The sequence below is a fragment of the Pseudomonas sp. A6 genome (genome assembly GCF_052367875.1).
Lineage (GTDB): Bacteria > Pseudomonadota > Gammaproteobacteria > Pseudomonadales > Pseudomonadaceae > Pseudomonas > Pseudomonas citronellolis.
The window spans coordinates 6,374,003-6,388,773 of the sequence record NZ_CP198970.1 but is presented as its reverse complement, the minus strand read 5'-3'; the positions used below and the strand labels follow the sequence as shown (position 1 = coordinate 6,388,773).

Annotated in this window: 12 protein-coding genes; 5 read left to right on the top strand and 7 right to left on the bottom strand. The window is 67.4% G+C overall.

The features are described 5' to 3' along the window. Nucleotides 1-95: 95 nt before the first annotated feature. From ACTWJ5_RS28145 to ACTWJ5_RS28120, 6 genes are all read right to left on the bottom strand, one after another. The gene (locus tag ACTWJ5_RS28145; RefSeq protein ID WP_074982901.1) at nucleotides 96-1,064 is read right to left on the bottom strand and encodes a FecR domain-containing protein; all 969 of its coding nucleotides are present in this window, start codon (nucleotides 1,062-1,064) and stop codon (nucleotides 96-98) included. After that, nucleotides 1,061-1,567 carry a sigma-70 family RNA polymerase sigma factor gene (locus ACTWJ5_RS28140; protein ID WP_074982904.1) on the bottom strand — a complete coding sequence of 169 codons (507 nt, stop codon included), beginning with the start codon at nucleotides 1,565-1,567 and terminating at the stop codon, nucleotides 1,061-1,063. The genes ACTWJ5_RS28145 and ACTWJ5_RS28140 overlap by 4 nt, the downstream gene beginning before the upstream one ends. A 273-nt stretch (nucleotides 1,568-1,840) precedes the next feature. Beyond that, on the bottom strand, nucleotides 1,841-3,796 hold the full coding sequence (gene betT / locus ACTWJ5_RS28135) for a choline BCCT transporter BetT (protein WP_444436979.1): 1,956 nt from the start codon (nucleotides 3,794-3,796) through the stop codon (nucleotides 1,841-1,843). A 302-nt stretch (nucleotides 3,797-4,098) separates the two neighbouring features. Then, the gene (locus ACTWJ5_RS28130; protein WP_135499954.1) at nucleotides 4,099-4,440 is read right to left on the bottom strand and encodes a hypothetical protein; all 342 of its coding nucleotides are present in this window, start codon (nucleotides 4,438-4,440) and stop codon (nucleotides 4,099-4,101) included. Between the two features lie 220 nt (nucleotides 4,441-4,660). Next, nucleotides 4,661-5,557, bottom strand: a complete 897-nt coding sequence (locus tag ACTWJ5_RS28125; protein ID WP_009613178.1) for a sigma 54-interacting transcriptional regulator — start codon at nucleotides 5,555-5,557, stop codon at nucleotides 4,661-4,663. A gap of 90 nt (nucleotides 5,558-5,647) precedes the next feature. Next, a complete protein-coding gene (locus ACTWJ5_RS28120) occupies nucleotides 5,648-6,427 on the bottom strand; it encodes a MetQ/NlpA family ABC transporter substrate-binding protein (protein WP_074982906.1) in 780 nt (259 codons plus the stop codon). A gap of 426 nt (nucleotides 6,428-6,853) precedes the next feature. Between ACTWJ5_RS28120 and ACTWJ5_RS28115 the strand changes: the two genes are divergently transcribed. Genes ACTWJ5_RS28115 through ACTWJ5_RS28105 form a run of 3 tightly spaced genes read left to right on the top strand, consistent with a single transcriptional unit; the run spans nucleotide 6,854 to nucleotide 9,457 of the window. After that, nucleotides 6,854-8,290 carry a cytochrome ubiquinol oxidase subunit I gene (locus tag ACTWJ5_RS28115; protein ID WP_444436978.1) on the top strand — a complete coding sequence of 479 codons (1,437 nt, stop codon included), beginning with the start codon at nucleotides 6,854-6,856 and terminating at the stop codon, nucleotides 8,288-8,290. Between the two features lie 2 nt (nucleotides 8,291-8,292). Beyond that, entirely contained in the window at nucleotides 8,293-9,300 is a 1,008-nt protein-coding gene (gene cydB, locus ACTWJ5_RS28110) for a cytochrome d ubiquinol oxidase subunit II (RefSeq protein WP_074982911.1), read from the top strand. A 10-nt stretch (nucleotides 9,301-9,310) separates the two neighbouring features. Next, a complete protein-coding gene (locus ACTWJ5_RS28105; protein WP_009613174.1) occupies nucleotides 9,311-9,457 on the top strand; it encodes a DUF2474 domain-containing protein in 147 nt (48 codons plus the stop codon). A gap of 444 nt (nucleotides 9,458-9,901) precedes the next feature. Here the strand turns inward: ACTWJ5_RS28105 and ACTWJ5_RS28100 are convergent, their stop codons facing one another. Continuing rightward, nucleotides 9,902-11,113 (bottom strand): MFS transporter, encoded by a 1,212-nt coding sequence (locus ACTWJ5_RS28100; RefSeq protein WP_116424339.1) that lies wholly within the window; start codon nucleotides 11,111-11,113, stop codon nucleotides 9,902-9,904. Between the two features lie 300 nt (nucleotides 11,114-11,413). Between ACTWJ5_RS28100 and ACTWJ5_RS28095 the strand changes: the two genes are divergently transcribed. Together ACTWJ5_RS28095 and ACTWJ5_RS28090 are read left to right on the top strand one after the other, a co-directional pair. Then, a complete protein-coding gene (locus tag ACTWJ5_RS28095; RefSeq protein WP_261747565.1) occupies nucleotides 11,414-14,245 on the top strand; it encodes a xanthine dehydrogenase family protein molybdopterin-binding subunit in 2,832 nt (943 codons plus the stop codon). Continuing rightward, nucleotides 14,238-14,771: a (2Fe-2S)-binding protein gene (locus tag ACTWJ5_RS28090; RefSeq protein WP_064584484.1), complete on the top strand. Its 534-nt coding sequence runs from the start codon at nucleotides 14,238-14,240 to the stop codon at nucleotides 14,769-14,771. The genes ACTWJ5_RS28095 and ACTWJ5_RS28090 overlap by 8 nt, the downstream gene beginning before the upstream one ends.

Here is a 14,771-nt window from a genome sequence, read left to right as displayed (position 1 = left end):
TCCCCCAAGTTGGGCCAGATGGCCCGGAATAAGAGGGGGCCGGGCGAGGGCGGAAAAAAGTGCAAGGGCGGGCGGATTTTTTTCGCCCCCGGCGTTCAGGCGCGTGGCTGCACGCTGATCCAGAAGCGCGTATGGCGCACGATGCGCAGGTCGAAGCCGGATTCCAGGGCGGCCAGGGCCAGGTCGGTGTCGCCGATGGGGAAGTTGCCGGAGACCTTCAGGCCGGCCACCTGCGGGTCGCAATGCAGCACGCCGTTGCGGTAGCGCGAGAGTTCCTCCAGCAGCTCGCCCAGCGGGCGGTCCACGGCGATCAGGCTGCCGGCCAGCCAGGCCGCGGTGTTGGCGTCGTTGTGCCGCAGTTGGCCGAGTTCCAGCGCGTCGAGGTCGAGCTGCTCGCCGCCGTGCAGGATGCGGCTGCGCTGCGGCGCGGCCTGGGGGCGGACTTCCACGGCCTTGTCGAGCACGGCGACGCGGGTGCGGCCGTCGAGCAGGCGCACGCTGAAGCGGGTGCCCAGGGCGAGGATGCGCCCCTGGGGCGTCTCCACGCGGAAGGGCCGCGCGCTGCCGCTGGGGTCCGGCGCGGTGCTGACGAAGATTTCCCCGCGCAACAGGCGCAGCAGGCGTTGTCGGGGGTCGAAGAGCACGTCCACCGCGCTGTCGGTGTTGAGCGTCAGCGAGGAGCCGTCGGCCAGGGTGACTTCGCGGCGTTCGCCCACCGCGCTGCGGTAGTCGGCCAGCCAGGCCTGCCAGGGCGTGTCGCGCCAGGCGAGCCAGGCCAGCGGCAGGCCCAGGGCGAGGCTGCCCAGGCCGCCGAGCATCTGCCGGCGCGACAGCGCGCGGGCGCCCAGCGTCGGTCCGGCCAGTTGCCCCGGCACCCGGGCGAATTGCTGGCGCACCTGTTCCACCCGGGCCCAGGCGTGCTGGTGTTCGGCGCTGGCGGCGTACCAGTGCTGCCAGGCGTTGCGGTCGGCATCGCTGGCCTGGCCGGAGTAGAGGCGCGCGTACCACTGGGCGGCGGCGCGGATGGCCTGGCGCTCGGTCTCGCTGGGAGTGGCGGTGCTCATGGCAGCATCAGGCAGCAGTGTTCCATGGCCTTGGCCATGTGGTTGTTCACCGTGCGCAGGGAAATGCCCTGGCGCTCGGCGATCTCGGCGTAGGTCAGACCTTCCACCTGGGCCAGCAGGAAGCTGCGCTTGACCTTGGCGCCCAGGCCGTCGAGCAGGCGGTCGATCTCCATCAGCGCCTCGAACAGCAGGGCCTGGGTCTCCGGCGAGGGCTGCTCGTCTTCCGGCAGGCTGGCCAGGGCTTCCAGGTAGGCCTGTTCCAGCGCGCGGCGGCGGAAGTGGTCGACCATCAGGCCGCGGGCCACGGTGGCCAGGTAGTCGCGTGGCTCGCGGATTTCGCTGGCGTTGCGCGCGCGCAGCACGCGGACGAAGGTGTCCTGGGCCAGGTCGGCGGCATCGCAGGCATTGCCCAGGCGGCGCCGCAGCCAGCCGTGCAGCCAGCCGTGGTGCTCGCTGTAGAGGTCGCGCAGGGCGTGCTGTTGGTTGAGGACGGTAGCCGACATGGGAATGGCCTGGAAAAAGAATGGCCAATGATAATCACTATCAATTGCCTATTTCCAGGCCTCCCTTGGTCGTGCCCAGAATCTGTCTACGATCTCGCGAGCTAGAGCAGAACAAGGCGCAACGACCAACGGGAGTAACAGCCGAAGGCTGGCCCGAAGGGCGAGCGCAGCGAGTCAGACAGGCGAGGAAGCGGAGTTTAGGCCGCTAAATGAGCATTCCTCGCCTGTTTTCAACGCAGTTATGCCGACGCGCAGCAGATCGTAGGCAGGTTCTCAGCGGACCAGATGCAGGAACTGCAGGTGCCGCTCGTACTGGTCGAGCATGTCGTTGATGATCTGCTCCTTGCCGTAGCCCATCAGGTCGTAGTCCTGGCTGCCCTCGGCCAGGTGCACCTCGGCGCGGAAGTAGCGGCGGTTCTTCAGGTGCAGGCCGCCCATGCCGGCGCGGGCGAAGGACGGCGTGAAGTAGCCGCGCATCGATACCTGGTAGTAGAACGGGTGCTGCTCGCCGTGGCCGATCTCCAGGCTCAGTTCCAGGTTGCCCGGGTCGAGGTCGGCGTCCACCTGCAGGCCCTTGTCGCGGAACACCTCCGCCACCTCGGCCATCGCCGGGCTCACCACGTCCGCCAGGAAGCGGTACACCTCGTCGCGGGTGGGGAAGTGCACCGCCTGGGAGATGCGCCGCTTCCAGCCGCCGGCCTTGGCCGCCAGCGGCGGCGCCAGGGAGTGGCTGCGCGCGCGCTGGCGCTGGGATTCGAGGTAGAAGGCCTTGTGCAGGCCCCACATCATCAGCAGCAGGATCAGCGAAAAGGGCAGCGAGGTGAGCACCACCGCCGACTTCAGCGCATCGATGCTGCCGGCGAACAGCAGGCCGCCGGTGACCAGCGCGGTGGCCAGGCCCCAGAACACCCGCAGCCACTTCGGCCCGTCGTCGTCGGCGCTGCCGCCGCGGGCGGAGAGGGTGGAGAGCACCACGGTGCCGGAGTCGGCCGAGGTGACGAAGAATACGAAGCTGACCAGCACGGTCACGGCGATCAGCGCGCGGCTGCCGGGGTAGTCCTGCAGCAGTTGGTAGAGCGCCATCTGCGGCTCCGCCACGGCCACCCGGCCGAGTTCGACGGCGCCGTGGTTGAGCACCTGGTCCAGGGCGCTGTTGCCGAAGATCGACATCCACGCCAGGGTGAAGCCCAGGGGAATGAACAGCACGCCGAAGACGAATTCGCGGATGGTCCGCCCGCGGGAGATGCGCGCGATGAACAGGCCGACGAAGGGCGCCCAGGCGATCCACCAGGCCCAGTAGAACACCGTCCAGCCGCCCAGCCAGTCGCCGCCCTCGCCATAGGCGTAGAGGTCGAAGCTCTTGGTCGGCAGCGCGCCCAGGTAGTCGCCGATGTTCTGCACCAGGGTGTTGAGCAGGCGCTGGGTGGGCCCGGCGAACAGCACGAACAGCAGCAGGCCGCAGGCCAGCAGCATGTTGATGTCGGACAGCAGGCGGATGCCCTTGTCCACGCCGGACACCGCCACGGCGATGGCCGCGCCCATCATCAGGGCGATCAGCGTCATCTGCACCGGGTGGCTGTGGGCCACGCCGAACAGGTAGTCGAGCCCGGCGTTGAGCTGCAGCACGCCGAAGCCCATGTCCGCGCCCAGGCCGAACACGGTGGCGACGATGCCGAAGCAGTCCACGGTGTAGCCGATGGGCCCGTTGATGCGCTTGCCGATCAGCGGGTACAGCGCCGAGCGCAGCGCCAGCGGCAGGTTGTGGCGGTAGGCGAAGTAGGCCAGGGCCATGGCCACCAGGGCGAACACGCCCCAGCCGTGCAGGCCCCAGTGCAGGAACAGCAGCTGCATGGCCTGGCGCGCGGCCTCGGCGCCGCCGGCCGCGCCCTGGGGCGGCTGCAGGAAGTGCGTCAGCGGCTCGGACACGCAGAAGAAGAACAGGGTGATGCTGATGCCCGCGGCGAACAGCATGCCGGCCCAGGACAGGTAGCTGAATTCCGGCTCGTCGTGGTCGGCACCGAGCTTGATCTTCCCGTAGCCGGAAAGCGCGGTGACCACCACGAAGATCAGGTACAGCGTCATCGCCAGCAGGTAGTACCAGCCGACGTTGGCGGCGGCCCAGGCCTGGGCGTCGAGCAGCCATTGGCCGGCCTCGGCGGGAAAGCCGATGACCAGGGCGACGAACAGCAGGATCAGCGCTGCCGCACCGTAGAAGACCGGTGGGTTCATGCGCATGGCGGGGGTGGGGGACGCGGTGACGGAGGGGGAGGGAACGGCGGACAAAACGGGCGGGGTTCCTCGTGTTTTTAATTGATCAACCGATCAATATAAACACGAAAGGCCGTGCCAGGGCCAATCCTCGGGACCGATGGTCCCGCCGCCGGCCCCGTGCGGGGGCCGAGCGGAGCGGGTACTGCTTTACTTGCGGCGGCGCTTCACGCGGCGGACTTCACGGCGTTCCGGATCGACCTGCTGAGGTACGTTGAGGAAAGCGGTGGCGGCGAAAAAGCTGGCAAGAGCGGCAAAGCTGGTCACGATAGTCTCCAAAGGCGCCGGGGAAATTGGGTCCCGACTGCCTGACAGCCATTTTCCCTGATCTTCATGACAAAAAGAAGTTGATGCGCCTGATGATCGGTATCGATGTGGTCGATGAGGCTGCTTTTTGCTGTAAATGTCAGAGAAATTCCTGTTTTTGACCTTTCCATCAGGATTCCCTGCTGCCGGCGGCGGGGTAGGCGAATCGTTTCACTGCGACCATTCGTCGCTTTTCGCGGACGTTCAGGGCTTAGGAGACGCTTTTTCGCGGGGGCCGAGATCCTTGCAGGAGCGCGCATGGCTTTTCGTAGGATGGTGTTGAGCGAAGCGATACCCATCAGCGCAACCGCATGGGTTTCGCAAGCTCAACCCATCCTACGAAAAGCGCCCCGGCGCGGCTTGCAAGACAGTTGCTCCTACATTGCAGGCGAGCACGGCTTCTCGTAGGAGCGAGGGGGACGCCTAGTTCTTGCTCGCGAATGAGCCCCGCAGCGGAGTCTGTTCGCGAGCAAGCTCGCTCCTACGAAGAGCAGAAGAGCAGCTCGGCATAGCCGGCACCTACGGGAGCGGGTCTTCTTCCAGCAGCGCGCGCAACTGTTCGCGCACGCCGGGCCGGCGCAGCAGCTGGCGCAGGTCCGCCGGCGCGGCGTCGGGCAGGTTCAGGTGCTGCGGCTGGATTTCCGCTCCCGGGCTGACCAGCAGGGCGAAGTGGATGACGTTCTCCAGCTCGCGGATGTTGCCCGGCCAGGGGTAGGCTTCCAGCGCCGCCTGGGTCGCTTCGCCGATGTGCGGCACCGGCAGGTCCAGGCGCTGGGCGTGGATGCCGAGGAAGTATTCGGCCAATGGCAGGATGTCGCCGATGCGCTGGCGCAGCGGCGGCAGTTCCAGGTCGCCGTCCACCAGGTATTGCCGCAGCGGTTCGAGGAACTTGCCGGCGGCCACCGCCTGGCCCAGGTCGATGCTGGTGGCCACCACCAGGCGCACGTCCACCGGGATCGGTTCGCGGGCGCCGACGCGCAGCACTTCGCGTTCCTGCAGCACGCGCAGGAGTTTCTCCTGCAAGGCCAGCGGCAGGTCGGCGATCTCGTCCAGGTACAGGGTGCCGCCGTTGGCCGAGCCCAGCCAGCCGGCGCGGCTGCCCACCGGGCCGTTGTGGGCGCCGGGGGCGTAGCCGAACAGCTCGGCCTCGGCGAAGTTGCGGCTCAGCGCGCTGCAGCTCACCGCGACGAACAGCCCGGGGCGCTCGCTGGCGCGGTGGATGTGCCGGGCCAGCAGTTCCTTGCCGGTGCCGGTCTCGCCGCGGATCAGCACCGGCTGCAGGCCCGGGGCCAGGCGCTCGACCTCGTCGCGCACCTGGTGCGAACGCGGGTCGAAGAACACCAGCGCCTTGGCGCGGATGCTCAGCGGGCTCTTATCGGCGTCGGGGAAGGTCAGCAGCGGTTGGGGGACTTTCATCTGCGCGATCTCGAAATGAAAACGCCGGTGCGGATGCTCACCGGCGTGGGGGATGGGCGGCGCTGCGCGGCGCCGCCGGCTGGGCATCGATCAGAAGGCGGGGATCACCGCGCCGTCGTATTTCTTCTCGATGAAGGCCTTCACTTCCGGGCTGGTAAGGGCCGCGGAGAGTTTCTTCAGCGCGTCGCTGTCCTTGTTGTCCGGGCGCGCCACCAGGTAGTTCACGTAGGGCGAGTTGCGGTCTTCGAGGATCAGGGCGTCCTTCACCGGGTTGAGCTTGGCTTCCAGGGCGTAGTTGGTGTTGATCAGGTCCAGGTCGACCTGGTCCAGCACGCGCGGCAGCAGGGCCGATTCCAGCTCCTTGAACTTCAGGTGCTTGGGGTTCTCGGCGATGTCTTTCGGCGTGGCCAGGGCGTTGTGCGGGTCCTTCAGCTTGATGACGCCGGCCTTCTGCAGCAGGAGCAGGGCGCGGCCGCTGTTGCTGCCTTCGTTGGGCAGGGCGACGGTGGCGCCGTCGGGCAGCTCGGCCAGGGACTTGTACTTCTTCGAGTAGCCGCCGAAGGGTTCGACGTGCACGCCGGTCACGGTGACCAGGTCGGTGCCCTTGCCCTTGTTGAAGTTGTCCAGGTACGGCTTGGTCTGGAAGTAGTTGGCGTCCAGGCGCTTCTCGGCCACCTGCACGTTGGGCTGCACGTAGTCGGTGAAGACCTTGATCTCCAGGTCCACCCCTTCCTTGGCCAGGGTCGGCTTGATCAGCTCGAGGATTTCCGCGTGGGGCACCGGGGTGGCGGCCACCACCAGTTTCTCGTTGGCGTTGACCGAGGCGCTGAAGGCGGCGGCGAGGGCAGTGATGAGCAGCAGTTTCTTCATGACGGTGTCCTTGTAGGGCAGCGTGCCGGGCAGGTCGCGCTCGTGGCGGCGACGCGGGCGGCGGGGGTTGGCTCCGGCGCCTCTGCGGGCGCCGTTGGAGCGAAAGCTACCGGGATTTTTTATTCCATTAAAATATTATTTATTCATTTTTATATGACTGAAATTCATATTCGGACTGAGGCAAGCTGCCGCGCGGCAACCCGCCACGGCGGCATTTTCCGGGGCCGGGGGTACCATCGACGGGCTTTCTTGAGCTGCATCAATGCACGCCCTGCTAGTCTTTGCTTGGCGTACCGCCGCGACCACAGGTCCGCCGGCCCGAACAAGAATCCGATTCCAGGATCACCGCTGAAACTGTCGGCTCCCGTGGGCCGGCGAGTTGCCCGCTGCGTGCGACGACGGGCGTCACCCTGAAGAGGAAACGTCATGTTGGGTCTTGAGGCGTTGGAACTGGCGCGTATGCAGTTCGCCTTTACCGTCTCCTTCCATATCATCTTCCCCGCCATCACCATCGGCCTGGCCAGTTACCTGGCGGTGCTCGAAGGGCTGTGGCTGAAGAGCGGCCAGGAGGTCTACCGCGACCTCTATCACTTCTGGTCGAAGATATTCGCGGTCAACTTCGGCATGGGCGTGGTCTCCGGCCTGGTCATGGCCTACCAGTTCGGCACCAACTGGAGCCACTTCTCCGCCTACGCCGGGAGCATCACCGGGCCCTTGCTGACTTACGAGGTGCTCACCGCGTTCTTCCTCGAGGCCGGCTTCCTCGGCGTGATGCTGTTCGGCTGGAACCGCGTCGGCCCGGGCCTGCACTTCTTCGCCACGGTGATGGTGGCCCTGGGCACGCTGATGTCGACCTTCTGGATCCTCGCCTCCAACAGCTGGATGCAGACGCCGCAGGGCTTCGAGATCGTCGACGGGCGGGTGATCCCGGTGGACTGGTTCGCGGTGATCTTCAACCCGTCCTTCCCCTACCGCCTGCTGCACATGTCCATCGCCGCCTTCCTCTCCACCGCCTTCTTCGTCGGCGCCTCGGCGGCCTGGCACCTGCTGCGCGGGCGCGACAACCCGGCGATTCGCAAGATGCTTTCCATGGCCATGTGGATGGCGCTGCTGGTCGCGCCCATCCAGGCCATGATCGGCGACGCCCACGGGCTGAACACACTGGAGCACCAGCCGGCGAAGATCGCCGCCATCGAGGGCCACTGGGACAACGCCGAGGGCGGCCCGACGCCGCTGATCCTGTTCGGCTGGCCGGACATGCAGCGCGAGGAAACCCGCTTCAAGGTCGAGATCCCGGTGCTCGGCAGCCTGATCCTGCGCCACAGCCTGACCGAGCCGATCCCGGCGCTGAAGGACTTCCCGCGCGAGGACCGGCCCAACTCCACCATCGTCTTCTGGTCGTTCCGCATCATGGCCGGCCTGGGCATGCTGATGATCCTGGTTGGCGTCTGGAGCCTGTGGCTGCGCTGGCGCGAGGGGCTGTACCGCAACCGCGCCTTCCTGCGCCTGGTGCTGTGGATGGGCCCCTCGGGGCTGCTGGCGCTGCTCGCCGGCTGGTTCACCACCGAGGTCGGCCGCCAGCCCTGGGTGGTCTACGGGCTGATGCGCACCGCCGACGGCGTGTCCAACCACAGCACCCTGCAGATGAGCCTGACCCTGGTGATGTTCGTGCTGGTGTACTTCTCGCTGTTCGGCGTGGGCATCGGCTACATGATGCGCCTGGTGCGCAAGGGCCCGGTCACCGACGAGGGCCGCGAGCACAACGAGGGTGGCGCCGGTCGCCAGCGCACCGCGGCGCGGCCGCTGTCGGCCACCGCCGAGGGCTTCGACGACGATGACGACCACCCGGCGGGGAGGAACTGAGCATGGGTATCGACCTTCCGCTGATCTGGGCGGTGATCATCATCTTCGGCGTGATGATGTACGTGGTGATGGACGGCTTCGACCTCGGCATCGGCATGCTCTACCCGTTCTTCAAGGACGAGCGCGACCGCGACGTGATGATGAACACGGTGGCGCCGGTGTGGGACGGCAACGAGACCTGGCTGGTGCTCGGCGGCGCGGGGCTGTTCGGCGCCTTCCCGATGGCCTACTCGGTGGTGCTCTCGGCGCTGTACCTGCCGCTGGTGCTGATGCTGGTGGGGTTGATCTTCCGCGGCGTGGCCTTCGAGTTCCGCTTCAAGGCCAAGGCGCGCAAGCGGCACATCTGGGACAAGGCCTTCATCGGCGGCTCGCTGGCGGCGACCTTCTTCCAGGGCGTGGCCCTGGGCGCCTTCATCGAGGGCCTGCCGGTGGTCGACGGACAGTACGCCGGCGACTCGCTGGCCTGGCTCGCGCCCTTCCCGCTGTTCTGCGGCCTGGGCCTGATCGTCGCCTACAGCCTGCTGGGCTGCACCTGGCTGATCATGAAGACCGAAGGCAAGCTGCAGGAGCGCATGCACGACCTGGCGCGGCCGCTGGCGCTGGTGCTGCTGGCGGTGATCGGCATCGTCAGCCTGTGGACGCCGCTGGCCCACGCCGACATAGCCCAGCGCTGGTTCAGCCTGCCCAACCTGTTCTGGTTCGCCCCGGTTCCGCTGCTGGTGCTGCTGACCTTCTACGCCCTGCTGCGCTCGGTGGCGCGCAACGACAACGCGCTGCCCTTCGTGCTCACCCTGGTGCTGATCTTCCTCGGCTACAGCGGCCTGGGCATCAGCCTGTGGCCGAACATCATCCCGCCGGGGGTGAGCATCCAGGCTGCCTCGGCGCCGCCGCAGAGCCAGGGCTTCATGCTGGTGGGCGCGCTGTTCATCATCCCCTTCATCCTCGGCTACACCGCCTGGAGCTACTACGTGTTCCGCGGCAAGGTGAAGCACGGCGATGGCTACCACTGAGGGCTCGGCGATGAAACCGCAAACCGTGAAAGCGCCACTGTACAAGCGCCTGGGCTGGCTGGTGCTGATCTGGGCGGGTAGCGTCGCCGCCCTGGGTGTGGCGGCTTGGCTGATGCGCCTGCTGATGAATGCGGCGGGGTTGGGGACGCCGCACTGAGACTCCCACTTGGGCGCCTTCGGGTGCCTGTAGCCCCCGCTTTGGCGGGGGCTTTTTTATGCGGGGGCTTTTTGGGCTTTCGGCTTTTTGGCTTTTTGGCTTTTTGGCTTTTCGTAGGAGCGAGCTTGCTCGCGAACGGAGTTTCCCTGTCGCTACAGCGCCTGGGGTTGACTCCGCTCCCTCTCCCTAACCCTCTCCCTGAAGGGAGAGGGGACTGTTGGGCAGATGCTGATATTTCGGCGTTAGCCGGCTAGCACAGGGATTACCGGCTGAAACCATTCCCCCTCTCGGCACGGACTAGCCCCCTCTCCCTTCAGGGCGGGGCGCGCAGCCGAGGGCTGGGGAGAGGGCGCTCTGAAACCTGAATTCCAGAATCGCCGGGGAACTCTGTTCGCGAGCAAGCTCGCTCCTACGAAGAGCGAAGAGCGAAGAGCGAAGAGCGCTTCAGTGCAGCTTGTCGCGCTGCGCCAACGTCGGAAACAGCTTCATCCACGCCCCGGTAACGATCAGCGTGCCCACGCCGCCGATGACCACCGCCGGCACCGTGCCGAACCAGTGCGCCGTCAGCCCCGACTCGAACTCGCCGAGCTGGTTGCTGGCGCCGATGAACAGCCCGTTCACCGCGCTGACGCGGCCGCGCATCTCGTCCGGGGTCTCCAGCTGCACGAAGGCGCCGCGGATCACCATGCTGATCATGTCCGCCGCGCCCAGCACCACCAGCACGCCCAGGGACAGCCAGAAGGACGTGGACAGGCCGAAGGCGATGGTCGCCACGCCGAAGATGCCCACCGCCAGGAACATGATGCGCCCGACGTTGCGCTCGATGGGGAAGCGCGCCAGCCAGAACGACATCAGCAGCGCGCCCACCGCCGGCGCCGAGCGCAGCAGGCCCAGGCCCCAGGGGCCGGTGAGCAGGATGTCCTTGGCGAACACCGGCAGCAGCGCGGTGGCGCCGCCCAGCAGCACGGCGAACAGGTCCAGGGAGATGGCGCCGAAGATGTCCGGGCGGCTGCGGATGAAATGGATGCCGGCCATCAGCGACTGCAGGCTGGCCTTGCCCTGGATGCTGTTCTGCCGGCGCGCCTGCAGGCTCAGCGACAGCGCGCAGGCCATGAAATAGAGCAGCGTGGTCGGCGCGTACACCCAGAAGGCGCCGAAGGCGTAGAGCAGGCCGCCCAGGGCCGGCGCGGCGATGGTCGCCGCCTGCATGGCCGAGGCCGAGGCGGCCACCGCGCGGGGGAAGAGGGCGCTGGGCACGATGTTCGGCAGCAGCGCCTGGGTGGTCGGCATCTCGAAGGAACGCGCGCTGCCGAGCAGGAAGGCCAGCACGAAGATCATCTCGCGGGTCACGTTGCCGGTGCTGGCGCCCAGCACCAGGGCCAGCGCCACCAAGCCCTGGGCCACCTGGCACAGGGCGGCGACCTTGCGCCGGTCGTAGCGGTCGGCGACGTGCCCGGTGTGCAGCATGAACAGCACCCGCGGCAGGAACTCCACCAGGCCCACCAGGCCGAGGTCGAGCACATTGTGGGTCAGCTCGTACATGTGCCAGCCGATGGCCACGGTGAGCATCTGGAAGCCACTGGCGGTGCACACGCGGGCGAGCCAGAAGGCGAGGAAGGGACGGTGGCGGAGCAGCGAGGTGGCTTCGGCGGACATGGTGCGCGGACGACTGGTTAGGGAGCTAAGCAAAGGCCGGTGAGCGTAGCACGCCGTAACAAATTCGGTAGGCATTTTCCTTCAGACGAGTGGACGGCCACGGCGCATTCGGTTCGCTGACCGCCCTGCTTAACTTTTGCCTGAGGCGTAGGATTTGGGTAAAGTTGACGTATCGGTCAGGATTTTCCGTAGGACGACGCGGCTCGCATGCCGCCGTCGCGCAGTCCTTTGCCTCGGTTCCGCCGGTTCCAGAACTCCATAACGACATGGGCGGGTAGTGCACCGCCCAGAGGATGATCCATGTCCAACCGTGATATCTCCCGGCGCGCTTTCCTCCAGGGCGGTCTGATCGCCGGCGTGAGCGTCACCCTGGCGCCGCTGGGCAGCCGGGCTTTCGCTGCCTTGATGGAGAAGAGCGTGACGGTGCCGGCCGAGCAGTGGCTCGGCCACGACGGCAAGGTGCGCTTCCGCAACGACGCCATTTCCAAGGTCTGCGGCAACAAGGTGTTCGCCCGCGACATCCGCGCCAAGGACATGCCCGGCTGGCCACAGCAGCAGGGCCACGCCATGCTGCTGAAGACGCTCAAGGCCGACCGCCTCTACGAAGGCTACGACCTCGCCTGGCTGGGCGATGATCTGCAGCCGGACCGCATCGTCACCGCCGACGATCTGGCCAAAGACGGCATCGCCTTCCCCGAGGCCCACGGCCCGGACCCGCTGCTGCCCGCCGGCAAGGTGCCGATGTTCATCGGCCACCCGGTGGCCATCCTCATCTGGCACGACTTCGAGCGCTTCCGCCGGGCCAAGCTCAAGCTGAAGTTCAACGACAAGGCCATCCGCTACGGCGCCCAGGCGCCGCTGTACCAGGGCGACCCCTACGGCAGCTTCCGCTACGTGCGGGTGGGCGGGAAGACCTCGGCCGACGAGGACGAGTTCTCCAGCCTCAAGGCCTCGATCCTGTTCCCGATGATCCGCAACCGCAAGCCGGTGTGGGACCAGCAGCCCAGCCAGCACGGCGACCTCACCGAGCAGGGCCTGTTCTACGCGCAGAAGATCAAGGACCAGGTGGACAACCCGCCGGCCGACTGGCTGGTCTTCGACGAGCGCTACAGGACGCCGTCCATCGAGCCCGCCGCGCTGGAGCCGGACAACGGCAACGGCTGGTACGACCCGGCCAGCAAGACCCTGCACTTCGTGGTCGCCACCCAGTGCCCGTTCGAGGCCGCCTACGAGACGGTGCACATGATCGCGCCGTCGCGCTTCGGCCTGGCCACGTTGAACATCCACCCCGGCTACACCGTCGGCTACGGCTCCAAGGACCACAACATCTTCGTCTTCTACGCGGCCCTGGCGGCGCTGTATGGCGAAGGCGTGCCGGTGCGCCTGGCGAACGACCGCTACGAGCAGTTCCAGAGCGGCATCAAGCGCCACGCCTTCGACATCCGCTACCAGCTGGCGGTGGACAAGAAGGACCTGGGCTTCCGCATCTTCCGCGCCGAGATGAGCCTGGACGGCGGCGGCCGCGCCAACTACAGCGCCTCGGTGGCCGCCGTGGGCGCCACCGCCGCGCAGTCCATCTACTACATGCCGCAGAGCGACCTGCAGGCCACCGCCTACCATTCGCGCGGCGTCGAGGCCGGCTCCATGCGCGGCTACGGCACCCTGCAGAGCATGGCCTCCACCGAGATGATGGTGGACGAGATCGCCGAGCGCCTGGGCGCCGACCCCATCGAGTTGCGCCGGCGCAACGCGCTGGTCTCGGGCATGAAGAACACTCAGGGCGCTGTGCCCGCCGGCGCCCTGCGCCTGCACGAGATCCTCGACAAGGCCGCCGCCCACGAGGTGTGGAAGAACCGTGCCGAGCGCAAGAAGCAGTTCGACGCGCAGGACCCGGACAACTGGTACGGCGTCGGCTTCGCCATCTGCCAGAAGGACTTCGGCACCGGCTCCGAGGCGCCCATGGCCAGCCTGGAGTTCGACGCCGAGGGGCGCATCCACCTGCGCCACATCGGCATCGAGATCGGCACCGGCATGTCCACCTCCCAGGCCCTGGTGGCCGCCGACTTCCTCGGCCGCCCGGCGGACGAGGTGAAGACCGCCGAGACGCAGTGGCCGGAGCTGCAGCTGCTCAGCGGCGAAGACCCCTACACCATGAGCCAGGCCACCCAGGACGAGAAGCTGCGCAACCCGCGCTGGGTGGGCAAGTACGCCTCGGCGTCCTCGGCCACCAACTCGGCCTACTACTTCAGCCACGCCACCCGCGAGGCGGCGCGCGTGCTGTTCAACCACGGGCTGTGGCCGGCGGCCCTGGAAATCTGGCGCCAGGGCCCCTACGGCGGCCAGGCCAACCCCTACGTGGTGCGCCGCGAGGACGCCCACTGGGTGAACGGCGAACTCACCGCCAACGGCATGCAGCCGCTGCCCTTCGCCGTGCTGGCCAGGCGCGCCCACGAGCGCGGCCTGGTCACCGGCGCCACGGTGCACGCCTTCAACCGCTGGAGCTGGGCCGAGTGCGAATTCAGCATCGACGGCGTCAGCGAGCGCCTGCCGCTGGACGGCCTGGCGGTGAAATACGGCGACGGCGCGCCGCAGGCGAAGAAGGCGCAGATGACCAGCGCCGGCTTCCACCTGCTGGACCGCAGGAGCGTGAACTACCCGCCGGTGCAGCTGAACAACGCCGCGGTCACCTACTACAGCCCGGTGGCCACCCTGGTGGAACTGAAGGTCAACAAGGGCAGCCACGAGGTGCAGGTGCTCAACCACCACTCCTGGGTGGAGTGCGGCCGGGTGCTGGTGCCGGAGCTGGTCAAGGGCCAGATCGAGGGCGGCACCGCCATGGGCCTGGGCCACGCGCTGCTGGAAGAGATGCCGCTGCACGAGGGCGGCCCGGCCGAGGGCGACTGGAACTTCAACCGCTACCGCCTGCCGCGCGCCAAGGACGTGGCGGTGTGGCAGCAGACCTCGGAGATCCTCCCGCCGCTGTCGCCCAGCGACCCGTCCAAGGGCATCGCCGAAGTGGTGATGATCCCCATCGCCGGCGCCGTGGGCAACGCCATCGCCCACGCCATCGGCAAGCGCGTCCGCGACCTGCCCGCCACCCCCGCCCGCATCAAGGAGGCCCTCAATGGCTAAGCTCCAGCTGACCCTCAACGGTCAAGGCGTCGGCCCGGTCGAGGTCCCCGAAGACCTGCCGATGATCGACTACCTGCACGAATACCAGAACCTCACCGGCTCGCGCCTGGGCTGCGGCCAGGGTATCTGCCACGCCTGCGTGGTGATCGTCGACAACCCCGATGGCACCAGCGAGGAAGTGCGCACCTGCATCACCGGCGCCAACTGGTTCGACGGCAAGAAGGTGCGCACCATCGAAGGCCACGCCAAGCGCGATGCGCAGGGCCAGGTGAGCGAGCTCAACCCGATCCAGCAGAAGTTCGTCGAGCGCTTCGCCTTCCAGTGCAGCTACTGCGCGCCGGGCTTCGTCAACGCCGCCACCGTGCTGGTGGAAAAGGCCCAGCGCCAGCCGCTGAAGAAGAGCGAGCTGGAGTCGGTGATCGAGGCCAGCCTGGGCCACCACATCTGCCGCTGCACCGGCTACGTGCGCTACTACAACGCCACCGCCGAGGTCCTCAGCGACCTCGGCCTGGTCAAGGAGGGCTGA